A 23,560-nucleotide genomic window follows, 5' to 3' on the forward strand; every position below is an offset into this window, starting at 1 on the left:
CCTTTAATTGCATATGTTCTTTTATTTGTATATTGCTAGAAAATTATCATTTTTATTTATGAATAAGGCTACGTACCGATTTAAGCTAAAAACTAGATTTTGATCCTATAACAACAGTGGCATCTAATTCCTCATCTCTAGTCACTTTCGTGGTAAGCCCAGCACCAGCAAAGATTTCAAAGGTCTGAGTTGCCTGCATTTCACTCGTCTCTATTAAAAGATGCCCTCCCGATGCGAGCCAGAGAAATGCTTCTTTTGCTACTCTTCGCTGAATGTCGAGTCCATCCTCTCCTCCGTCTAGCGCCATTTTCGGTTCATGTAGACGGGCCTCCTGTGGAAGCAGCTTTATTGTCTCGGTAGGAACATAAGGTACGTTTGCAACTAGGGTATTCACATGGCCTTTAAGTGCGTGAGGCAAAGCTTTATACAAGTCACCTTCAAAAACATGGCCACCGAAATTTGTTACGTTGCGGCTAGCACATCGTACTGCGACAGGATCAATGTCAACAGAATACAATTCAATTCGTCCTAAAGCTGCCGCCAGAGCTACACCCACAGCACCTGAACCGCAACATAGATCAACGACGATATCACCAAAGCATAACAGAGCTTCTGCTTGGCGAACAAGAAACTCGGTACGTTGACGAGGTACGAAAACACCTCGGTCCACTTCTATCCGCAACCCACAAAATTCTGCGTATCCAACAACATATTCAAGTGGCAAACCATTGGCTCGCATTTCCACCATTCTCTTGAGCTCCTCTGGAGTTCGGGCTGCTGAAATAAGTAACCGGGTCTCTTCTTCTGCGAAAACACAACCCGCGCTCTGAAGTCTGTTAATTATACATTTTTCCGTTTTATTGTCCAAAAAGGAATTACATTCTTTTCCTATTTATCTCACCACTTTTTCTTATTTATAACCCTGTATTCGCTAAAAATTGGATGTATCCTTTTTAACAAAGTGGTCCTATTCAAAAAAATATGCCCTTATTCAATTAAATGACCCGATTGTTGAACAAAGAAACGTTCTACACAATAGAAAGTTTCATTATAATATCCCAATATAACCTTATAAATGATGCACTAAAAAATAAAAAGGAAGCTAGATTTTACTAACTTCCTTTTCTTATATCTATTTAAGATAGTATTATATTTCCACACTTTCTTTCCCTTTTGCAACATAACTCATATCTCCAACCGACTCGACTGTGTATGTTCCATCTTGATATACAATCTTCGTCACGCTAGCATTTTCCACTCCAAGTTTTGTTTTGCTACTGTCTAACATTTCTATTAAGGTAGTAATCAAAAGCCCATGAACGACAACTAAGACGTTACCGCCACCATTTTCAGCAGCTTCTTCACTAATTTTATCTATCTCTGTTTTTATACGAGTAGAAAACAATTCCCAATCTTCCGCCTGTTTTGTCGGATCTGCTACTCTAATAAGGTTAATCACTTCTTGAATAGAAAGCTTCAAGAGTTCTTCTGGTGATGCAACGCCTGCAGCTTTTCCAACCACATCCCACATATTCTCAAGTTTTTCACCTTCAAAAATACCGAAATTTAATTCTCGCAAATCTTTTCTTTGCTCAAGTTTTAATTTTGATTGCTCACTATATTTTAATACTAAATTAGCAGTTTCAATTGCGCGGCCGCTATCACTACTATACGCATTCATAAAATGAATATCTTTTAATCCTGTTCCTAAATTTGTGGCAACTTCAACACCTCTTTCTACTAAAGGAGAATCTGCCCAACCTTGCGCGCGATGATTCGTATTTAATATTGTTTTACCGTGTCTTGTAACATATAACGTCACTACATTCTCATTGCTATGTGTTTCTCGCTTATTCATTTCATTCTCTCCCTTTACGTTTCTATATCAATTTTACCACCTCAATTATTCATTGAGCAAAATATACGTCAGTAGATCCGCTTAATAAAAAAAGCTATCTTTTATGATTACATTTCTTAACCGGTACTCCTATTCAGCAAAAGCACTCGAATATTGTACAATTCCTTCTACACCTCGAAGAGAATTTTCTGTTAATTCCATTATCATAAATACCTCTTCAGGCACTTCAAACGGTGCTTTTACATTCCACTCACTTGCTTTCTTAAAACCAAATTTCGGGTAGTACTCTGGATGTCCTAATACTACAACTGATCCGTATCCAAGTTGTTTCGCTTTTTCTAAAGCAGCCGTGATCAGTTTTCCACCAATTCCTTTCTTCTGATGGCCCCTAGCAACTGAAACTGGTGCAAGTGCTAACGATTCTACAGAAGTTCCACCTTGTTCTATTGTAATGTTCGATAACATAATGTGACCGACTATTTCTTCATCTATCGCAACGATAGATAACTCAGGAACAAACGCGTCACTTTTTCTAATACGTTTTACAAGTTCATGTTCTTTTTTATCACTAAACTCTTCATGTAAAAATGCTTCTTTTACAACTTCTTCTGTTTTTCTATAATCATTTTTTTGTTCTTGTCTAATCGTTACCATTTTAACTTATCCTCTATTCTTTCTTATTTCTTTTTGAATTTTACGAAGTGCTTTTTTCGATCCGCGCTCAATATCGTGTTGCATTTTTCTCTCTTTATAATCGACAAATAGTGTATTTAAATCGTATCCCTCTGGATATAACTCCTTCGCTGCTACCTCTAAAGTAATACGTTTTACATTTACTTCAACGAATTCACCGTTATAATATACAACGACGTTATAAAAATTATCTTTTTCCTTATAGATGATACCAAAATCATCATAATCTAATAAATTCACACGATCGCCGATTTTGTACTCATAATGAAATTCTCTTTTTTCTTGTACAAATTTCGGTTTTCTAATTTTACTTTCATTCACTTTTTCTAAAGCGTACTCTTTATTTCCCATGTACTCTTTCGCTCTTTTCAGCACATGTTCTTTTACGCTCATTTTATTCGCAATCCAAAGTGCATTACTTTCTCCTGATTTTCCGATAACTAATTTATAAAGCGGCTCTAGCGTTTCACTATTAAACTGCATCGCTGCATTCATAAAGTCATCGTGCATTTCTGAGAATCGTTTAATTTCTCCGTAATGCGTACTCGCAACGGTAATACATCCCGTAAGGTACAACTCTTCTAAAATAGATATTGCAAGTGCTGCACCTTCATTCGGTTCTGTACCGCTTCCTATTTCATCAAATAAAAGTAACGTATTATTATTTGACATCCTCATAATCTCAGAAAGATTTTTCATATGAGATGAAAATGTACTTAATGCGTTTTCGATACTTTGATTATCACCAATATCTACAAATACATTTTCAAAAATAGCGATTTCTGTACCTTTATCTCCTGCAATATGAAGACCTGACATTGTAGCTAATGTTAACAATCCAATCGTTTTTAACACAATTGTCTTTCCGCCCGCATTCGGCCCTGTAATAATTAAACTACGATACTCTTGACCAATTTTAAAATTTAAGGGTACAACTTGCCCTGTTAAAAGCGGATGCTTACAATTCACTAAATGAATGTAGCCATGATCATTTAACTTCGGTTCTATTCCATCAATCGATTTACTAAACTTCGCTTTTGCAAATACCATATCATACTGACTAATTAGCTCCATATTAATCTTTATACTATAAATGTTTTCTAACACCATTCCTGATAAAGTCGCTAAAATTTGATATTCTTCAACCGCTTCTTCTGCTTTCAAACCCGCTAGTTCCGCATTCAATTTCGTAACCGTATGCGGTTCTATAAATACAGTAGAACCTTTTGCCGAGGCTTCAATAATACTTCCAGCAACTTGGTTTTTATAGGAAGATTTAATTGGAATCGTATAACGGTCATCCTTTTTACTAATAAAGAATTCCTGAATGAATTTCTTATTTGCACTACTATTTAAAAACTTCGTTAAACGTTCTTTTATTTTCCCATCTACAGAATCGATATTATTTCGAATTCGTTTTAACTCTTTACTTGCAGCTGCATCAATACTATTTCCTTTAATTGAAAAGTTAATTTCCTCTTCAATACTTTTATATTCAGTCATTGAATTTGCATAAGAAGCTAATACTGGTGCAAAAAATTCTTTATCTAACATAAACTTTTTAATCTTTCTACATCCGCGTAAAAAGTCTGAAACACTGACTAATTCTTCTGGATCTAAAATCATCCCTTTTTCTAATTTTTGAATTGTACTAGCAATATTAGAAATGCCGAAGAAAGGAACATGCCCTTCTGCATCTAATATAGCTCGTGCTTCTGTCGTTTCATTCAACCGATTTCTCACTACTTTTATATTCGTACTCGGCTCTAATTTGTTTAATAATTCCTTACCTAATCCACTTACACAATAAGATTTCACTATATCCTTTAATTCGTTATATTGTAGCTTTTCAAAAGTCATCGTATTCATTTTGTTTCTCCTCACTATGATTGATTTTTATCATAAATGAAGATACCTACTCATTAGATTCCAATGAGTCATATATAAAATTCCATAATTATACAATAAAAATATATACAAAAAAGCTGCGGGGATACCGCAGCTTTTACATTTACAAGGCATTTGTAATAACATATGAGGAAATAAGCCATAAAAAATAGATGGCAGTCCCTTATTACACGCTTTATAAAGTATTGTAGGTATCTTCATAGGTTTTGAAATAAATGCATGACAAAATTAGGGGTATGATGTACATAAAAATCCCCTGGTCTTATCCGATTTATTTCATTAAATTTTTCCTATTTAATACCTACCGCACTCACAAAAAGCACCTCTCATTAATTTATATTATAGTCATTGAAATCTAATTTATTGAAATCATCATACTATATGTTTTGTAAGAAGTAAAGGTGTCAAACTATTTCCTTGCAGACTGTAAAATGTTCATATAATCAACCTTTTTCTCAAGGGTCTTTTTCGCATCTTCAGCCGTTACTATATAATCTACAGGAATATTTTGTAGTACATCCTTATTAATATTTGGCAACTGAATCGTTATATCTTCTACATTACTTTTACTATTTTCAATCGTTTTATTAAATTCCTGAATACTTCTTGCAACCCCCGCTAATGTTTCCATATGTACAGAATTGTTTACATCTAAAACAGTATTACTTTTAAAAACTGCCGTATAATACTGTTGCAAATTTTTCTTCGCTATTTGTTCCTCAGTATTCTTATCGGAAACATTATCCCCAGTCTGCATTTGATCAAAAGTAAATATAGTGTTTTTCTCTCCATAATATGTATTAAATCTTCCTTGTAAATTATTTGCTTCCTTTTTCTTTTCATAGTTATCATTATTTACTTCTGGAGAGATTTGCCCCTCGAAGTACAATTGAAATTGCAAGTGCGGTTCATTTACTTGCTGCACAGTAACTATCCGCCCCTTTGGACCAAGGAAGTCCTTTCCGTTATCCAGAGTTTCAACTCCGTTTAATTTAACAACCATACCATACTCCGATTTTGTATAACTTTGTGCTTTTTGTTCAATTTCTTCATCCGATATATCACATGATGTTAATAGTAATAAACTAAACATTATGCTATATTTCATTATTGTTCTTTTCATATTGCCTCTCCTTTTGCTACTACCACCTATACAGAAATGTGCCTATGGATTTTAAATTACGATTTATATAAAGAACTTCTTCTAAAAAGCGCTACATCAAACTATCTTCGCTAACTTGAATAATAAAAACTCATCATCTTGCTTTAGAAAACACTAATAACCACAAGTATAAAAATACCCATTAACTATCATTTTATAATAATAGTGTAATTTTGCATTATAATAATTTTATCGTAAAGCAAATATAATATCTATTAAAATCACATTAAAAACATACTAATATTTAGTTCTATAGCAATCACAGTAAGGAGATGTTCCTCGAGTACGAATAAGATGACATTATTTATTCCAATGCATCTCTTGGTGTTTCAAAAGCCGACTAGTTCATTTATAAACATAAAGATTTAGGAAGGATAACAATATAAAAAGGAAGAGGAAAACTTATATTTCAGTCTACCTCTTCTTTTTCATCACCAAATTACTGCTGAACATATATGGAAACTGATCCTCCACTTACTTGAAACTGCCCCCATCCGTCCTTATTAATTGTTACAGTATTCGTTTGATTACCCGTAATATCGTACCATACTTCCCCTGCGTTATTCTTTCCAACATCCATCCACTTTGACCCTCCTGGTCCATCAGAGATTAATGTTGCTAAACCAGAATTAGCATGTACACTATCACCTTCTCTTGTCCAGCCAATCACATCTGGATGATCAAAATAATCACGCTGCGTACCATATGCAAAGTTTTTTCGTGCCGTCAAAATCGGATCAATTTTATCCTTTAACGCTGGAATTTCATAGTTACTATTTCCTTTTGTACCATAGTAATCACCATAGAAAACAGAAGGATACCCCTCTGCACGCGTTAAAATAAATGCATATGCCAACGGCTTGAACCAAGGGCTCACTACAGATTCCAATGACTGACCAGGCTGTGAATCATGATTTTCAACTAGAGTAACCGCAAGTGTAGGATGATTCGCAACTACCGTTCCTTTTAAAATATTTCTCATATCATAATTTCCATTTCCTGTTGAAGCATAATGAAAATTATAATGAAGTGGTGCATCGAACACAGATTGATTATAATTAACCTTCGCTAAATAATTATTTAAAGTCTGGATATCATTTTGCCAATATTCAGCTACTGTAAACATTTCTTTCCCTGTTTGCTGTCTAACGTGATTTACCCAATCGCGCAAGTATTCATGATCAATATGTTTAACAGCATCTAAACGAAAACCATCTAAATTTAATTCATTCGCATACCACGTTCCCCATTTTTTCATTTCATTCGCAACATCTGGATGATCAAAATCAAGATCCGCATACATCAAATAATCATAATTCCCATTCTCGCTAGATACTTCCCAGTCCCATGCTTTACCTATGCCCCTAAATTTATAAATTCGGTTTAATTTCCTTCCTTCATCCCAATCCGTTCCATCAAAATGATACCATTTCCATTTGAAATTAGAATAAGAATCTCCACGCCCTGGAAAGTTAAATCCCGTCCACGCACTAATTTCATAATCACCTGATACTTCAATATTCCGATTGCTCGGGTCTACCTCAACTGCTGTGACAGTTTCTGTATAATCAGCCCCACCTTTATGATTCATAACTACATCACCGTATACATTGATGTTTTTCTTATGTAAAGCGTCAATTGCAGACTTCAATTGTGCTTTCGTCCCATATTTCGTCCGCACTGTTCCCTTTTGATTGAATTCCCCCAAATCATATAAATCATATGCTCCATATCCTACGTCATTTTGCGTAGTTCCTTTATATGCAGGTGGTATCCAAACAGATGTAATTCCTTTTTGCGCTAAATTTTCAGCATCAGTACGCAAACGATTCCAATGATCTCCATCATTCGGAGCATACCACTCAAAATACTGCATTAACGTTCCATTGTTAACTGTATCTGCATATGCTTTACTCCCCCCATATATACTAGGTAAAAACATAACAACTGACAATCCGACTATTGTTATTCTTTTAAACATCTGTACACCATCCCCTTCCAAGAAAGCGTTTGCATAGTTTATCAGAATTATTATAATATTCGTCCCACCGTTAGTAAAGTAGCAATCTCTCACTCTCTCATATTATTTTTAATCTAATTTCAAATATTCAACGTAGTTTTAATTTCACATCCTATTCAAGATTGTTTACAATTTACCTATAAAAGCATAACGGAGGGATTTCGATGACAGACTTTCAAAAACAATTTTTCGCACGATTACATATAGAAGAAAAAGACACAGTTTCATTTGAAGATTTATCTAACATTATGTACGCAATGGCACAAACTGTTCCTTTTGAAAACTTAAATATTCTCGAAAAGAATTTTAAAGAAATATCAAAAGAAAATTTGAAAGAGAAAATTTTAGTAAATAACCGTGGCGGTCTTTGTTATGAACTCAACCCTACTATGTATTACTTCCTGAAAGATTCTGGATTCGATGTTCATCTCGTTTCAGGAACAGTTTATAACGCTGCAAACTCCATATGGGCTGTTGATTCTGGCCATATCGCAACCGTTTTAACACATCATAATGAACTTTATTTAATTGAAGTAGGATTCGGATCATACTTACCTCTTGCCCCTGTCCCTTTCTCAGGTGAAGTCATTCACTCTATTACAGGAGATTATCGTATTCGTAAAGAAATGACCGAAAAGGGAAACTACATTTTAGAGATGCGGAAAAACAATGAGTTCTTGGATCAATCTTCTGCTGATGATTGGACGTTAGGCTATGCATTTTATATAGAAGAAGTGGATGAAGAAAAAGCAAATACAGCACAAAAAATTATCGTTGAACATGAAGGATCACCCTTTAATAAAGTACCTCTTATTGTAAAACTAACTGAAGATGGGCATGCCTCTTTAACGAAAGATAGCCTTACAGTAGCAAAAAATGGTAAAAAAACGAAAGAAACCGTTACAGACATGCAATATACAAACCTTTTACATTCAAAATTCGGAATTACACTATAAGTAAGTAAGCCTTGTTATTTCAGCAGGGCTTTTCAATTTTCAGCAGGGATTTTTTGCAATTTGTTGTATTTCATAGTTATATAGAAATATAACTACATGTTTAGAAAGGAAATGATTATGACAGAACTTAAAGATCGATTACAAGTAGCTGATATAGAAAAATGGGATTTAACAGACATTTACCATACAATTGAAGATTGGGAAAGTGATTTTCATAAAATTGAAGTATTAACGAAGGAATTACACGAGTTTAATGGAAATATTCACGATGGCAATAGTTTATTAGCTTATTTAACGAAGAGTGAAGAAGTTTCTAGCATAATATCTTTAATGTTCGCTTATGCACGATTACAATCTGACCTTGATACACGCGATACTGACGCGCAATCTCTTGTCGATAAAGTATCACAATTACACGTGAAAGTAAGTGCAGCGAAATCTTTCTTTTCCCCCTTCTTACTTAGCATAGACGAAAACACATTACATTCTTACATAGAAGAAACAGAAGGCTTACAATATTATAAAGAAGACTTATTTGAATTATACCGTTATAAAAAACACGTATTAAATAAGGACCAAGAAGAAATTTTATCACAAATGGGTGAAGCTCTTTCTTCTCCACAGCACACATTTGGTATGTTAAATAATGCAGATATATTATTTGGTGAAGTGACGACTGACGATGGAGAAAAAGTGAACTTAACACGCGGAATGTATGCAAAGTTAATAGAAGATACGAATCGTGAAAAGCGTAAAGAAGCTTATAAAGCATATTACAAACCATATGTTCAGTTAAAGAATTCCATAGCATCTACTTTATCCGCTGCTATTAAAAATAATGTTACTGTTTCGAAATTAAGAAACTATCCATCAGCGCTAGAGAAATCATTATTTGGCGATATGGTTCCAAAAGAAGTATATGAAAACCTAATTGATACAACGAAAAAAAACATTCAAACATTACATACATACAATGAAATTCGAAAAGAAAAATTAAACGTAGATGAACTAAGACAATACGACTTAGGCGTCGATTTAGTAGAAGGTGCAAAACAAGACATCCCATATAGTGAAGCATTTGACATTATGATTGCATCACTAGCTCCTTTAGGAGAAGAATATATTGAGACATTAAAAAGTTTTAAAGATAAAAGATATATAGACGTAAGAGAAACACCAGGGAAACGTTCTGGTGCTTATAACTTTGGTGTATACGGCGTTCATCCTTTCATTCTTTTAAATCATCACGATGATTTAAACAGCCTGTTCACTCTTACTCATGAATGCGGTCACGGTATGCATACGCACTATTCACATGGATACCAACCAAGAATTTCTGCACATTATTCTATCTTTGTCGCAGAAGTCGCTTCTACAGTAAATGAAGTGTTATTAATTCACTATTTATTAAAAGAAGCAAAAGATACGAACGTGCGTAACCATTTAGTTAACCATTTTATTGAGAAATTTAAAGGTACTTTCTTTACACAAATTATGTTTGCAGAATTTGAAAAAATCACACATGAAATGGCTGAACAAGGTAAACCATTACATGCACAAGTCTTCAGTGAAATTTATGAAAAGCTATTTAAAGAATATAACGGTGATTCACTTGTATTTGATGAAGAAGTAAAATACGGATGGGCTAGAATCCCTCATTTCTATCGCCCGTTTTACGTATACAAATATGCAACTGGATTCGCATCTGCCATTCAAATCGCTGATAAACTATTAAGCGGTGAGCCGAATGCTCAGAAAAATTATATTGAATTCCTTAAAGGCGGAAGTTCAGACTACCCATTAAACTTATTGAAAAAAGCTGGCGTCGATTTAACAACGCCAGAACCGATTGAAAGTGCATTAAAACAATTCACTCAACTTGTTGAGGAGTTTTCAACATTATAAAAAGCATGCAGAGTATATGCTCTGCATGCTTTTTATTTGAATTACTCTATTCTATATGCTGCTGCGTCACACAATGAATCATACCACCGTATGCATACAATTCGTTAACATATATACCGACAATTCTTCTCCCTGGAAATTGACCTTCAATGATTTGAAGCCCTAATTTATCATGTTCATCACCGTATATAGGTACCAATACAACTTCATTACCAATGTAAAAATTTAAGTACGATCCTTTACAATCTGCTTCTTTTACCACTTTTCTTGTTACTGGTACTGGAATGAGCTGAAATGGCTTTCCATCTATATTTTTCGCTTGCCGCAATTCTTGATAATGCTTTTCGTACGCCTCCAAAAGGTATGGCTCTCCTTCATCGAAAGGATCATATTCATACAGTATCGTATTTTCATTTACAAACCGTGCCGCGCCATCAATATGATAATCCGTATCTTCATCATAATTATCTTCTCCGCGTATACCAGTTATCCATATAAAATTTGTTACTCCTAAATATTTCGTTAACTCCATTTCAATTTCTTTCTGACTTAGTGTGGGATTTCTATTTTCATTTATAATAGACGTTTTCGCCGCCATTAAGGTCCCGTTTCCGTTTATCTCAATTCCCCCACCCTCTAGACAGACACTAGATTCAACTTTTGGAATACGATACATTTCACTTATTTTATTCGGAATATTAGCGTCTTTTTCGTACGGATATTTATTTCCCCAACCATTAAATATCCAGTGCGTTAGGCAGCGATTCCCTTCCTTATCCGTTACAAAAATTGGTCCGTTATCTCGTATCCAAATATCATCAGTTTCTTGAATTAAGAAATCAATTTTATCCATATTCACGTTAGCTACAATTAACTTCGATTGGACATGTATTTTCTCTTCTTCATCACATACAACAATATGGACATTTTCTCCATAGTGAAGCTCCTTTGCCATCGATATCCAAATATCATCTAACTTAGCTCTGTAACCTTCACCTCTATGTGCTTTATCATGTGGCCATTGGAGCCATGTACCTTCATGTTTCTCCCATTCCGCAGGCATATAAAACAAACTATTTTCTATATTTCTCATACGTGTTCACCCCTTATATGAATGTACGTACAGTCTATACTTTGACATCGTGTTAAGGTCAACAGGAATATCTTCATTTACTTGTAGCAACTTTATAAGGTGATTCTTTATTTCTCCTTTTTATTATGATAAATTGCTTTCATACATAGAATAAGGATTGACATAATGTTAATATCAATCCTTATTCTCATTCTATTTTCATAACTAAAAAACAAATTTGTGTCACATACTCTTCTGCTAAACAATCACATTCAGGTCCCTTTATATAAACCTCATATGGCGAATTAATTATTACATACCCATTTCTTTCAATCCATTCTTCTAACGCTATATAAGCGTAACCTATATAGTCGTAACTTCCATAATGCATAGTAGTAACGATATGATGTGGACTTAGTTGTTTCATTTCATACTCTTGTGCTACGTCTTCATCATTCCCCTGCATAACCGGAATTCTTAACTCAATATCACTGTTACTTGGAATATATTCTTCATCATAAAAGACTGCAGATGGAGAACCAACTATTTGAAAGTTATTTTTTTGTACCTCTTCATATAAGTCATAAAAATAATCATCCATATCATCTATATCTATTTTTACTCTTTGAGTAATTAACGTTACTTCGTTCCTCATTCCCATTAATATATCGTAACTTCTATGGCGAGCAATATTTAGACTACTATTCACCATTACCATTTCATTCATTTCTGAAATAACCTGTAAATTTTGCTTCACTTCCTGAGACAACTCGATAATTTGTGATTGTATATGTTGAACAAACGAATCTTGATCCGATGACTGCAAAACAATTTTAATTTTTGGAAGAGGAAATTTATACTCCCTTAGCTTTTTTATTTTCAGCGCTACTTCCAGCTGCTCTTGTTCATAATACCTATACCCATTAACCGGATTCACATATGCCGGTTTTAATATCTCCTCTTTGTCATAATGTCTTAACATCCGCGTACTCATTTTACAAATCCGAGAAAACTCAGCGATGGTATACATATCAATACTCCTTGAATATATTTTCTTTTCATTACTTATTTATTAAAACCAATCAAAAATCTTCTTCATTGAAAAATTTCCATTCTGATTTTTCAATCTTCTCATTTTCGAAGGTAACAAATGACTTGGACAATACCACGTTAAACAATTCATCGCGCCTCCCATTGTTGATATTTCTCCTACATGAATTTGAATAACTTGTTTCTCCGTATACTGTTGAATATATCGTAAAACTTCCTCATCTTTAGCTAGTCCAAACTTAGGAACATAAAGAGCATCACATGATTCTAACATATTTATATACAACCCTTTTGCCGATGCTATCTCTTGATCATATTGTCCTTTCTCTGTATATGATGAAGGAACAACTATAAATTCAGCTTCTGGCATTTGTTCTTTAATAATCTCTTGAACACTATATCTAAATTCATGATCCCCTAAAAAATCACTAATAAACATTGTATGTTCATCAATAAATTTAACCATTCCGTCTGCGTGTGCTAGTACATCCCCTTCCTCAGCAGGAATAATAATAACTCGGCTCACATCTAAATCCCATTCTAACTGCTCAATAATTTCCTCTTCTGTCCAATCATCGTTATCATCAAATATGCGTTCTGTTAATATTACAGTATCTTTTTTATTCCAAATAAGATTACCACCATCTAATATTAATGGGGATTTTACATATTCAAAGTCATTCTTTTTCAACCATTTATTAAATTGTTGATCTGAATATCGCCCTTGATCATTTGGCAAATAATTTGGTCGATATTTAAATTTAACTAGATGATTTGTGACAACCGGTGCAACATCTCTTAGCCAAATATCATCATACTCAAAACAGCTCGTATGAAAGTCTTGTTCTTCAACAGATAAAGATATAAGTTGATCCGCAATTGATTTCTTTTCATTTAAACATTCATTAAAGTAAATCAAGTCTTCATAAAATGGTTGATAATATTCATTTGATTCGTCTGGTATTGCAGTAAAAATAATGCCATTATGTTTTTGTTCCATATTATTTACCTCGCTTTTTAATAGTAGTTACATAACTGATTTTACAAAGTCAACTATTCCTAATTTTATGTCTTTTGTCGTTACAACTCATGCAACATGTACATTTTATGAATGGATTATAGCATGGAGAAATATTATATATTTATATAAAAAATATAAGGCTGACGTTAAGCCTTATATTGACTCTTGACAAGTTTTTTAAATACCATATTTTAAAACAACAATAAATGATTAAATGATAACTCGATTCATTACCATCCAATTTCAGTTCTTGTATAAACTGAATGACTTCTTTCATAAGAAACACACTTAGAACAACCCCTAAGCAAATTAAAGCTACATTTAAAATGTACTGTAAAACGATAGGGAAATACGAAAAAACTATTTTAAAATTCTTTAACACAAACATTTTTCTACTTTACCATATAAAACGAAAAGCGAATATACACTATAATTTATTTATCATTACATTAAAATTTTATCATTATAAATAATAAGGAACGACAAAATAGGTAATAAGATTCCACCTATTTTGTCTATATAGCAGAACAACGAAATTACAATCAATTACTTCAATGCAATGGGTTGTTGTTGTGTCACACAATGAATCATACCGCCGTTTTTATACAACTCTCTCACATCAATACCGACTACTTTATGACCTGGGTATAACTTCTGAATCGTATCGTTTGCGATTTTATCATTCGGATCATTATAATTAGGCACTAATACAACTGTATTTCCGATATAATAATTGATATATGACCCCTTATAATCGAGAGTTTTTCCATTTTCTAAAGCAACCTTTTCTTTACTAAGCGGCAAGTATTCATACTTATATTTCTGTCCTGAAGCATTTTTTGCATCTAACAATGTATCCATATCTTTATTAGATAAACCCCATTCGGCTAGGTCATCTTCTTTCATCGTTACAATGGTAGATTTATTATGGAATTTAGCAAATCCATCAATATGAAAGTCCGTAATATCTAAATTAGGTACTCCGTCTAACCAAATAAAGTTTGATACCCCAAGGTCACTTATATATTTTTCAATTTCCTTTTCTGATAAATCAGGATTTCTATTTTTATTCGTCACCGCACTTCGAGTTAATAAAGCAGTCCCATTGCTGTCTAATTCAATTGCGCCGCCTTCAAGGACAAATTTTCCCCAATCAACTCTTTCAATTCCTGATTGTTTACTAACATTTTTACGTATTTGAGCATCATTTTTATACTGTGTTTTCTTACCCCAACCATTAAATGCTGGATCTAATATTTTGAGATTTTTATTGCTGTCATAAATAAAAATTGGTCCACTGTCCCTTGCCCATACATCATCAGTAGGCGCGATAAAGAAATCAATCTTCTCCATATTTAACCCTTCATCTGTTAAAAGGTTATTGATTCTTTCTTTTTCTTCCTGGTCATATGCAACAATGTGGACTTTCTCACCCTCAGTTAAAGCACTTGCCATCTTAACCCAAATAGGTTCAACTTCCTTCTTATACTCTTCACCATATGTGTATTCATGTGGCCATTGCAGCCATGTACCTTCATGTTTATCTTTTTCATCTGGCATCGTATATTTCCCAGCATTTTTCTGTACTTCTACTTTTTCCCCTTCTTTCCCTTTAACATTTTCATTGTTCCCCTCAAAAGAGCATCCACTAATAATCGTTGTAGATAATGTAGCTATTAAACAAAACTTTATTGCTTTTTTCATTTTTTCAACCTCCTGTTCTTGTCTCCAATAATGTAAAGCTTCACATAGTGTGAAGCTCAAGCTTTTTTATCAATGTAAAAATTACCAATTGTTCTTTGCATTACTTAACATTTAACTACCTATTTAGATTTATTCAAATGCCAATCGCCTTTCTTACCTATTTATCCCGCTATTTATGGGCAGTAAGACCCCCAGGCCCTGTTGCCCGTAAAAGCCCGATTGATGAGGGCTTCTACTCAGTGGTGGATGAACAAAGCCTCTCCACTGATTAAAGTTTCACTTTATTCAGTAAGTAAAACTTTACAAAATAAAAAAATCGGTATTGATAATTCCATATCAATACCGATTTTTTATAATTATTTTCCTTCTATTAAATCATTCGCCATTTTCCTAAATTCTTGATTAAATGCATCATTCATACCATTTTGGACGTTAGAAAATAATATGACAAACGTTCGTTTATCCCAGTTAAAATTATTAAAAGTGTTCCAGCCAGCTAATACACCGTGGTTATGATAATAATCTGGGTAAATATAGAAACTAAATCCATATTTTCTTGCAGGTGATGCAGAAAACATATCTGATACACTTTGTTTAGAAAGTAGTTTACCATCCATAATAGCTTCATCTAACTTTTTCATATCTTCAACAGTCGTATACATTTCACCACAACCATACAGCCAGTTCATTTTTAAGCGAGGTGTGGCTATTAACTTATTATCTTTTTTCGTATACCCTTCTGCTAAGAAAATATCTTCTGGGAGTGTTGCGCCCATTCCAGATTCATGCATTTCAACAGGATTCAAAATATTTTCTTTCACATATTCAGCAAGTGGTTTATTTGATATTTTTTCTACAATATATGCAAGCACCATATAATTATAATCTGTATATTTCCATCCTGTCCCTGCTGGAAATTGTAACGTTTGTGCCCCAATCCACGTTACTAATTTTAACCGTGATGCTGCGTCAACACTACCTTGTCCCTGTTCTGGTAATCCAGACGTATGTGTTAACAAGTTTCGTAACGTAATGTTTTTATCTGCTGGAAACGATGGGATATATTTATTTACATTGTCTTCAATGTTCAACTTCCCTTTTTCTTTTAGTTGCATAATAGATATTGCAACAACTGTTTTCGTAATAGAGCCAATGCGATATTTCGTTCTTGGCGTTGTTAGTACTTGATCTTTCACATTCGCATAACCGTAGCCTTTTCGTAAAATGACATGACCTTTACTTGCTACAAGAACACTCCCATTAAATCCTTTATCTTTTAAGTACTGATCTAGTTTTCCAGCTGCAATTTCATAACGCTTTTTCTCATTCGCATCAATTTCCTGCTTAACATCTTTTTGCTTACTATTTACATTAGAAAATGCCTTTGCATCATATTTTTTTCCTTTATTTGCATGTATTAGTGTAACAACACTTCCACAAAAAACAGCAAAAATAAAGAAAATGATTAACCATTTCTTTAACATACTAGGAGCCCTCTTTTATCTAGTTTCACTTAACGTACATCCATTCTATTTTATATCTTTTAATTATCAAGTATATTATAATATTATTTAATATTCACTCTGTTAAAACTAGATTCCTTTTTCTCACTTTCAATTTTGACTACTCTCTATTGTATTTCTTTCTTGCAAAATTTCCAACATACAATCGGATGCATTACAATATAATTTCAAATTCTTTTGTAACATTTGTTACATACTAAAAAGAATGGAGATGTAATATGAAAAACACCGATAAACGCAATCGTTTAGATGATAAGATTTTTCATTATCGGATAACAAAAAATAACATGTTATTAATTGAATATTACGGAAAACAGATTATGGCATTAAAAGGAAATGATGCTGAAAAATTTTTAAATAAAATAAATCATGCAAATAACAATAAAGAAAAATAGCTAATTATGGCTAAAATTACAGGTAATTTCAAAAGAGGTAATGAACGGAATTGAAAACGAATCTCATTTACATTTTGATTATACAACAAATAAAAAAAGAAATGTCGCTCATTCAACATTTCTTTAGACTTTCTTCATAAAAAATTTACATTGCTAACATTCCTTCATTTTCTATACTTCCTATATAAGCTAACCGCTGAAATAGTTAGTAATACAACTATGCATAACCACGCATACGTATATCCCTTCTTATCTACAATATAACCAAATAAAGCAGGCGCAGCAATAATAGCAATTTGATTTAATGTAAGTGCAAAACTCACTGTCATCCCTACCGATTCTTCACTTGCTGATTCCGCAACTTCAGTTATAAAAAGACTAAACCATCCAATTGAAAAGAACCCTAACAATGCACTTACACCATACAATACATTCGTTATTGTATGTATGCTCATTACTAATATTAGAATGAAGAAAATAGAAATACAAACAGTTATAAATAAGAGGGTACGCCGATTTCCCTTATAAAACAAATCACTAGTAGCTGCTAATATAACCCTACCAACCATTCCAGAAAAGAACATAACGGAAAATACTTTTCCAGCTAAAATTGGCGTGATTGATTGTTCCAATACTAAAAATTCTATAAAGTGTGCAACTAACACCATTTGCAATGAAATCATACAAATGCCAGTTATATAAATTGCATACAATTCTTTTTTACACATCACTTCTTTTAACTGCATCCAAAAAGAAAGTTTACTACGTTCTTGTTTAACTTTCTCTTGAATATATGGTTCCTTATAAAATATAAAAAATAAAAACCCTCCAATTATACAAATACATGCAATGCTATTTACCGCATAGGCCATATTATATTTTATTGTAAGAAACGGGATCAATACTCCCGCTAATGTACCACCAATCGGTATACCGGCTTGTCTAATCCCCATCGCTAACCCGCGATTTTCTTTTGAGAACCACTTCATTATCACCTTACTTCCTCCTGGCTGCGAAACACTATAAAACGTTCCTACTAATAAAAGTACAAAGAGTAACCCATTAAATCCATTGACCATATTAGTCAGTAAAAACGAACTTCCTAGTAAAAATGAACTTATCGAAATTAACAACTTTTCATTGTATTGATCAAGTAGCCGCCCGACAAAAAGCATACAAAATAGCGGTCCTATATTTACAGCACTTACTAACAATCCAATCTCCGTATTCGTAAGTGCATATTCTTCTTTCCAAAATAAAGCAAACGCTCCAACACCATACGTTATAAGTGTCGCTGTTGTTTGAGCAACCGTCGCAAAAATTAACATAACCCACTTATAAGTACTATTCACCCTTTCTTCCATTAACACAATAATCCCTCCATCCCCTTCCATTGTATGAAAGTTCTGATATCATATAAAATAAAGATTTATCATGTAATACATCAAAAAAAATGATACCTTTTCTGGAGGAATGATACTTGGATATAAAAGATTTAACTGTATTTTACGAAGTTGCGAAAGAAAAAAACATATCTCATGCAGCTAAAAATTTAAACTATGTACAGTCTGGCGTAACAATGCGTATGAAACAACTAGAAAACGAATTAGGTGTGCCTTTATTTTATCGAAACGGAAAAGGTGTAACTTTAACTTCTAACGGTGAGATTTTATTAACATACGCCAAACAAATTATCCACTTAATGGATCAATCTGTTAAAGCAGTTCAAAGTAATGGGATCGAACCAAGAGGCACTTTAAAAATTGGATGTACAGAATCTACAACCGCTGTAAGACTTCCATCTATATTAATGGCCTATTATGAGAAATACCCAAAAGTCGAATTAATTTTAGAATCAAATACGACGGAACAATTAATTAGGCTTGTACTAGAACGAAAACTGGACGGAGCGTTTATAGCTGGCTCTACTCAGCATGCTGAACTTCATACAAATATATTTCGTGAAGAAGAATTAGTTCTCATTAGCAAAAAGCCTTTATCTTCCTTTAAAGACATAGGAGACATGAATTTACTTGCATTTAGTCACGGGTGCTATTATAGAAATTTATTAGAAGATTGGCTTCAAGAAGAAGGAATTTCACCTAAGCGAGTATTTGAGTTTGGAACAATTGAAGCGATACTCGCATGTGTAAAATCAGGTATGGGCATAGCAATTATGATGAAGTCTATTTTAAATGGTCATAAACATGACATATCATTCAATCCTTTACCAAATAGCTTCAAAAAAGTTCCTACTACTTTTATTACTAGAAAAGATATATATCACTCTGCTGCATTACAAAAATTTATGGAGATGACTCGCAATGCGTGAAAAGAAAATACGTGGTATGAAACGAAAAACAAACACTATGATAAAGCGAATTGAGGAACATATAAAAACGTTCCCTTCTACTTTCTATAACGATGAATATTGGAATATGCTATTGCCAGTTTCGCAAGCTTTTATTGACTCTCGTAAAACACCTAGAAAAGTAAAACGTTTATGTATTCAAACCTTATTAAATCAAGCAAATCATTTAATAAATATGAAACCGAGCGATACACATACATATCGAGTTGTTGTTTTGATTTCTATAAATAATTTGTGGGATTCGCAAATCATTATATTTAAAAATGAGGACTACTTTCATAATTTCTTTAATAGAGATAGTGAATTTCAAAAATGGATTCTTCTTTCAAATGAAATTGATTTTTGGGAGACATGGGAAATTTCAGTTTGTCATTCCTTCAAAACGCTTCACTTTCAAGAAATTATTTATGATGCAGATGAATGCTATGAAAAAGAGATTACGTTTATCGGGGAGTTAAATTAAAAAGGGTATACCTAAAACACTGGTATACCCTTTTCCACTTATTTTTCCTTTAATACACTATGTAATCGATCCGGATAATTTGTAAACATTCCTGTAGCACCCCATTTGATTAACAGTCTCATATCGGGTTTCTCATTAATTGTATAAGGGTGAATTAACAGTCCATTTTTCCTAGCCATTTTCATATATGACTCATCAATAATTAGTTCTCCGTTATCATTACGTAAGTTTGGTCCAATACCAGCTGCATACTTTTTAATTTCTTGAAAATCATCATTTGTTACACTTTTCGGTTCATGTGTAATACCAGACCATTCAACAATTTCATTGTTTTCATTTGGATAATACCAAAGCAATTGAACTAACGGAATATTTTCATTCATACTATGAATCTTTTTCAAACTATCTTTACTAAATGATTGAATCATAACACGGCTAGAAGACATGTTTTGGCCTACTAAATTATATTTTTGTAACAACGCCAACAATTTCTCTTCCATTCCTGGATACACATCTGGTGATTTTGTTTCAATATAATACTTCATACTTCTTCCATACTTTTGGAAGATTTCTTCAAGAGTTGGAACCTTTTGCCCAACATACTCTTGCTTAGCCTTTTCTGGATACGCTTTATTAAACCATGATCCAGCATCTAAACTCTTTATTTCGCTTAACGTTTTATCTCGTACTTCGCCTGTTCCATTTGTAGTGCGATCAACTGCTGTATCATGCATTGCAATTAATTGGCCATCCTTTGTTAATTGAATATCTAACTCTAAATAATCCGCTTTCATTTTTTTCACTAGATCATAAGAGGCAAAAGTATGCTCAGGTGCATGTCCACTTGCTCCGCGATGTGCAATATTTAAAAACTTATTCGTATTCCATTCATGCTTTCCTTCTGCTTTCGCATGAACAGCTCCCCCAGCAAAGATGCTTCCTGTCATAAAGAAAATAACTAAAACGCTAATAATCTTTCTCATCCTTCAAACCCTTCCTACGTTGCAAATTTCAACAAGCTAATGAGATTTACACGAAATAGAAGACACACTTTCATTATTTTTATAAACCTATATTAAAATTCCAATCTTACAAATGTTTTCTATATTATTAATATAGAAAACTAGTATTATCCTATTTAATTTCTATAGCCCTCCTTTTCACATGTAACTCCCTATTTTGTACGGTTCATTCAATAAAAAAAGCCATAAATTATTTAGAATACACTCCTGTATCCCTAAATAAATTTATGGCTTTTCTCAAATATCTCCGGCCTCTATTAACTTGTCGAATTTAATCATATCAAACCTATTGAAATTTGTGAATATTTTTTTCAGTACAGTGAAGTACATAAAACAATATTTCTGTAGTTACTTAAAAATCACATAATAAATTTCTCATTACCTCTTCCAATACTATATCTGGATTTACTACCGTTTTTTCTGAACGCCATCCGATAAAGCCATCTGGTCTAATTAATACAGCACCTCCATTCTCTATACCATATAATTTGCTAAAAATATCTTCTGGAACAATAAAGTCTCCACTTAAGCCAACACGATACCCTTTTAGATGTATTCCTAATTTAGCTGAAACAGCATGTGCTGCCTCAGCCCAAGAACTATTTTCTACTCCTGTAAGTAATACAAAACTGTTACCGAATAAGTCTAATGTAGAAACTTTCTTCCCCTCATACGTTCCCCATAAATGTGGCGCTCGCGTTCCAGGTCTTCCGTTCAACTCTATGCTATCCATTCTATGCGGAGTGACTGAATCATCTATAATCGCCTCTGAACAATACTGATATCCAACTGTAACAGCTAAACCATCCATATTATTCAAACTGCCTTCCTCTCTATTCGCAGCACGAAACAGTAAACTACTTGCATAAGCTGTCGTTAATTTTGCAACAGAGTGTCTCTCCTCATGATATGTTTCTAACAATTTTGGTTTTGCCTTCCCTTTTATAACAGCCGCTAATTTCCAAGCTAGATTGTGCGCATCTTGTATTCCTGTATTTGAACCAAATCCTCCTGTTGGCGGCATAATATGTGCAGAATCGCCAACTAAAAAGGTTCGATTTCCTTGAAATTTCACCGCTGTACTTTCAGCGGCTTCCCACGGTAAAACACTTAATATTTTTGATTCAACATTTGTACTTCCAATTGCTATTTGAATAATTTGTTTACAACGTTCTATAGTGAAGTCCTCTAGCCCCTCTCCTTTTAATGGATCGTAGGCTACATGATAAATCCATTTTTTTACGTTATCAACCGGGATAAGTGCACCAAGAACCTCCGGATGAAGTACCATCGAAAAACCGAATGCATCTCCTTGTATAAACTCACTTAAATCAGCTTCAAAATAAATATTCATATAATAGCCACCAATGGTTCCACGACCCTCAGTTTTAATCCCTAACTGCTCACGTATTTTACTTTTCGCTCCATCCGCTGCAATTACATAGTCACAATGTATGACACTTTCTTTTTCTGTTTCACGATTTCGAATCGTTGCTTTTACCCCGTTTTCATTTTGTTCAAATGAAACTAATTCATGATAAAAAGATAGTTGCTCGCCTAATGTTTTCGCTTCTTGTAACATCATCTCTTCTAAAATAATTTGATAACACGCAGTTTGTTTTGATGGACTAATCTTTTCTATTTTTTGAAGTAACTCTTCATCGTTTCCGTATTGCGTCGCTCTCATTTGTTCCAATTCTTCTTTATTCGCCTCAGCTATTGTATGAACCGCTATTCTTCCTCTGCAGTTCTCTAATGCTTTACCTGCTAATTTAATTCTTTTTTCCAAGCCTAATTCTCGAAATAACTCCATTGTACGTAAAGTAAGACCGCCTGCTTTCGGATGAATGGCAGTAGACGGATGCCTTTCAATAAGTAAGTACTCAATATTATGTTTTGCAAGAAATAACGCAGACGCTAACCCAGATAATCCCCCTCCAACAATTAAAACTGGTACATAATTCGATTTCATATATTTACCCTCCACATCATTGTTCTGAGCTCAGTGACATAAATATAATCAAAAAAAACATTAAAATATAGACTTATATTTCATTTTGAATTATCATATAAATAGATTACGCCCCAAAATTCCTTTTACCTTTTCATACATCTATAATCCACCTGAATTGTGTCTGTATGAAAGTGTAAAACAAAAGAATGTACTTTACGTTGAACCATGTTCTATCGTAAAAATCAAAAATAATACAAACAATATAAGCGGTCGTAACCTTATGGATTATACAAGGTTACGACCGCTTATTTTATTGTTACATCATTTTTTGTTTTTAAAACTTCATCTATTGTGTTATGTAATCCTTCCAATCCCTTTTCTATCTCCCTATAATTTTCAACAATAAAAAATTCATTCGTCTCGATTTTCTTTCTCAATATTGCACCTCATGCAACAATCATGTAGCATTACCGTATCGAAGTA

The 23,560-nt window shown here is 33.3% G+C and carries 20 protein-coding genes; 5 read left to right on the top strand and 15 right to left on the bottom strand.

The genetic code is table 11. The features are described 5' to 3' along the window. Positions 1-85: 85 nt before the first annotated feature. The 6 genes from ES895_RS20180 to amyS all read right to left on the bottom strand — a co-directional run bounded on the left by ES895_RS20180 (position 86) and on the right by amyS (position 7,602). Positions 86-868: a putative protein N(5)-glutamine methyltransferase gene (locus tag ES895_RS20180; protein ID WP_002196763.1), complete on the bottom strand. Its 783-nt coding sequence runs from the start codon at positions 866-868 to the stop codon at positions 86-88. 279 nt (positions 869-1,147) lie between these two features. Further along, positions 1,148-1,858 carry a histidine phosphatase family protein gene (locus ES895_RS20185; protein WP_001042056.1) on the bottom strand — a complete coding sequence of 237 codons (711 nt, stop codon included), beginning with the start codon at positions 1,856-1,858 and terminating at the stop codon, positions 1,148-1,150. Between the two features lie 129 nt (positions 1,859-1,987). Next, positions 1,988-2,512, bottom strand: a complete 525-nt coding sequence (locus tag ES895_RS20190) for a GNAT family N-acetyltransferase (RefSeq protein WP_069604838.1) — start codon at positions 2,510-2,512, stop codon at positions 1,988-1,990. Between the two features lie 6 nt (positions 2,513-2,518). Then, positions 2,519-4,420: an endonuclease MutS2 gene (locus tag ES895_RS20195; protein WP_135238594.1), complete on the bottom strand. Its 1,902-nt coding sequence runs from the start codon at positions 4,418-4,420 to the stop codon at positions 2,519-2,521. A 448-nt stretch (positions 4,421-4,868) separates the two neighbouring features. Next, positions 4,869-5,582, bottom strand: a complete 714-nt coding sequence (locus tag ES895_RS20200) for a hypothetical protein (RefSeq protein WP_000831439.1) — start codon at positions 5,580-5,582, stop codon at positions 4,869-4,871. Positions 5,583-6,060: 478 nt separating this feature from the next. Continuing rightward, complete coding sequence (amyS, locus tag ES895_RS20205; protein ID WP_087965031.1) at positions 6,061-7,602, bottom strand: alpha-amylase; 1,542 nt, start codon at positions 7,600-7,602, stop codon at positions 6,061-6,063. A gap of 203 nt (positions 7,603-7,805) precedes the next feature. Between amyS and ES895_RS20210 the strand changes: the two genes are divergently transcribed. Both ES895_RS20210 and pepF read left to right on the top strand, forming a co-directional pair. Then, positions 7,806-8,597 (top strand): arylamine N-acetyltransferase family protein, encoded by a 792-nt coding sequence (locus tag ES895_RS20210; RefSeq protein WP_000129195.1) that lies wholly within the window; start codon positions 7,806-7,808, stop codon positions 8,595-8,597. A gap of 117 nt (positions 8,598-8,714) precedes the next feature. Further along, a complete protein-coding gene (pepF, locus tag ES895_RS20215; protein WP_087948607.1) occupies positions 8,715-10,502 on the top strand; it encodes an oligoendopeptidase F in 1,788 nt (595 codons plus the stop codon). A 46-nt stretch (positions 10,503-10,548) separates the two neighbouring features. Here the strand turns inward: pepF and ES895_RS20220 are convergent, their stop codons facing one another. The 5 genes from ES895_RS20220 to ES895_RS20250 all read right to left on the bottom strand — a co-directional run bounded on the left by ES895_RS20220 (position 10,549) and on the right by ES895_RS20250 (position 16,833). After that, entirely contained in the window at positions 10,549-11,595 is a 1,047-nt protein-coding gene (locus ES895_RS20220) for an agmatine deiminase family protein (protein ID WP_001244184.1), read from the bottom strand. Between the two features lie 187 nt (positions 11,596-11,782). Continuing rightward, positions 11,783-12,604, bottom strand: coding sequence for a MerR family transcriptional regulator (locus ES895_RS20225; protein ID WP_000287982.1), 822 nt, complete (start codon positions 12,602-12,604; stop codon positions 11,783-11,785). Positions 12,605-12,646: 42 nt separating this feature from the next. Next, positions 12,647-13,624, bottom strand: coding sequence for an agmatine deiminase family protein (locus tag ES895_RS20230; protein ID WP_135238595.1), 978 nt, complete (start codon positions 13,622-13,624; stop codon positions 12,647-12,649). Positions 13,625-14,191: 567 nt separating this feature from the next. Beyond that, positions 14,192-15,349: an agmatine deiminase family protein gene (locus ES895_RS20245; RefSeq protein ID WP_135238596.1), complete on the bottom strand. Its 1,158-nt coding sequence runs from the start codon at positions 15,347-15,349 to the stop codon at positions 14,192-14,194. Between the two features lie 356 nt (positions 15,350-15,705). Beyond that, the gene (locus ES895_RS20250; RefSeq protein ID WP_000915165.1) at positions 15,706-16,833 is read right to left on the bottom strand and encodes a serine hydrolase domain-containing protein; all 1,128 of its coding nucleotides are present in this window, start codon (positions 16,831-16,833) and stop codon (positions 15,706-15,708) included. 257 nt (positions 16,834-17,090) lie between these two features. Here ES895_RS20250 and ES895_RS29365 point away from each other — a divergent pair, with 257 nt between their 5' ends. Then, positions 17,091-17,267 carry a hypothetical protein gene (locus tag ES895_RS29365; protein WP_000798782.1) on the top strand — a complete coding sequence of 59 codons (177 nt, stop codon included), beginning with the start codon at positions 17,091-17,093 and terminating at the stop codon, positions 17,265-17,267. A 164-nt stretch (positions 17,268-17,431) separates the two neighbouring features. Here ES895_RS29365 and ES895_RS20255 read toward each other — a convergent pair whose 3' ends face one another. Then, a complete protein-coding gene (locus tag ES895_RS20255; protein WP_135238597.1) occupies positions 17,432-18,661 on the bottom strand; it encodes an MFS transporter in 1,230 nt (409 codons plus the stop codon). Positions 18,662-18,747: 86 nt separating this feature from the next. Between ES895_RS20255 and ES895_RS20260 the strand changes: the two genes are divergently transcribed. Together ES895_RS20260 and ES895_RS20265 are read left to right on the top strand one after the other, a co-directional pair. Beyond that, positions 18,748-19,599, top strand: coding sequence for a LysR family transcriptional regulator (locus tag ES895_RS20260; protein ID WP_000351683.1), 852 nt, complete (start codon positions 18,748-18,750; stop codon positions 19,597-19,599). Further along, entirely contained in the window at positions 19,592-20,101 is a 510-nt protein-coding gene (locus ES895_RS20265) for a DUF3916 domain-containing protein (RefSeq protein WP_001208329.1), read from the top strand. Before ES895_RS20260 ends, ES895_RS20265 begins: the two co-directional genes overlap by 8 nt. Positions 20,102-20,139: 38 nt before the next feature. On the opposite strand, the gene ES895_RS20270 is transcribed toward ES895_RS20265, so the two are convergent. From ES895_RS20270 to ES895_RS29990, 3 genes are all read right to left on the bottom strand, one after another. Further along, positions 20,140-21,084: a glycerophosphodiester phosphodiesterase gene (locus ES895_RS20270; protein WP_001226340.1), complete on the bottom strand. Its 945-nt coding sequence runs from the start codon at positions 21,082-21,084 to the stop codon at positions 20,140-20,142. A gap of 391 nt (positions 21,085-21,475) precedes the next feature. Then, positions 21,476-23,095: an FAD-dependent oxidoreductase gene (locus ES895_RS20275; protein ID WP_000841674.1), complete on the bottom strand. Its 1,620-nt coding sequence runs from the start codon at positions 23,093-23,095 to the stop codon at positions 21,476-21,478. 287 nt (positions 23,096-23,382) lie between these two features. Beyond that, positions 23,383-23,514: a hypothetical protein gene (locus ES895_RS29990; protein ID WP_001227549.1), complete on the bottom strand. Its 132-nt coding sequence runs from the start codon at positions 23,512-23,514 to the stop codon at positions 23,383-23,385. Between the last annotated feature and the right edge of the window lie 46 nt (positions 23,515-23,560).

The organism is Bacillus sp. 007/AIA-02/001 (assembly GCF_004634455.1).
Lineage (GTDB): Bacteria > Bacillota > Bacilli > Bacillales > Bacillaceae_G > Bacillus_A > Bacillus_A cereus.

Coding starts and splice junctions, on each gene's coding strand:
- ES895_RS20270 (WP_001226340.1), bottom strand. CDS start 21,084: ATGAGAAAGATTATTAGCGTTTTAGTTATTTTCTTTATGACAGGAAGC.
- ES895_RS29365 (WP_000798782.1), top strand. CDS start 17,091: ATGAAAAACACCGATAAACGCAATCGTTTAGATGATAAGATTTTTCAT.
- amyS (WP_087965031.1), bottom strand. CDS start 7,602: ATGTTTAAAAGAATAACAATAGTCGGATTGTCAGTTGTTATGTTTTTA.
- ES895_RS20185 (WP_001042056.1), bottom strand. CDS start 1,858: ATGAATAAGCGAGAAACACATAGCAATGAGAATGTAGTGACGTTATAT.
- ES895_RS20275 (WP_000841674.1), bottom strand. CDS start 23,095: ATGAAATCGAATTATGTACCAGTTTTAATTGTTGGAGGGGGATTATCT.
- ES895_RS20250 (WP_000915165.1), bottom strand. CDS start 16,833: ATGTTAAAGAAATGGTTAATCATTTTCTTTATTTTTGCTGTTTTTTGT.
- ES895_RS20225 (WP_000287982.1), bottom strand. CDS start 12,604: ATGTATACCATCGCTGAGTTTTCTCGGATTTGTAAAATGAGTACGCGG.
- ES895_RS20265 (WP_001208329.1), top strand. CDS start 19,592: ATGCGTGAAAAGAAAATACGTGGTATGAAACGAAAAACAAACACTATG.
- ES895_RS20195 (WP_135238594.1), bottom strand. CDS start 4,420: ATGAATACGATGACTTTTGAAAAGCTACAATATAACGAATTAAAGGAT.
- ES895_RS20220 (WP_001244184.1), bottom strand. CDS start 11,595: ATGAGAAATATAGAAAATAGTTTGTTTTATATGCCTGCGGAATGGGAG.
- ES895_RS20255 (WP_135238597.1), bottom strand. CDS start 18,661: ATGGAAGGGGATGGAGGGATTATTGTGTTAATGGAAGAAAGGGTGAAT.
- ES895_RS20190 (WP_069604838.1), bottom strand. CDS start 2,512: ATGGTAACGATTAGACAAGAACAAAAAAATGATTATAGAAAAACAGAA.
- pepF (WP_087948607.1), top strand. CDS start 8,715: ATGACAGAACTTAAAGATCGATTACAAGTAGCTGATATAGAAAAATGG.
- ES895_RS20200 (WP_000831439.1), bottom strand. CDS start 5,582: ATGAAAAGAACAATAATGAAATATAGCATAATGTTTAGTTTATTACTA.
- ES895_RS20230 (WP_135238595.1), bottom strand. CDS start 13,624: ATGGAACAAAAACATAATGGCATTATTTTTACTGCAATACCAGACGAA.
- ES895_RS20210 (WP_000129195.1), top strand. CDS start 7,806: ATGACAGACTTTCAAAAACAATTTTTCGCACGATTACATATAGAAGAA.
- ES895_RS20245 (WP_135238596.1), bottom strand. CDS start 15,349: ATGAAAAAAGCAATAAAGTTTTGTTTAATAGCTACATTATCTACAACG.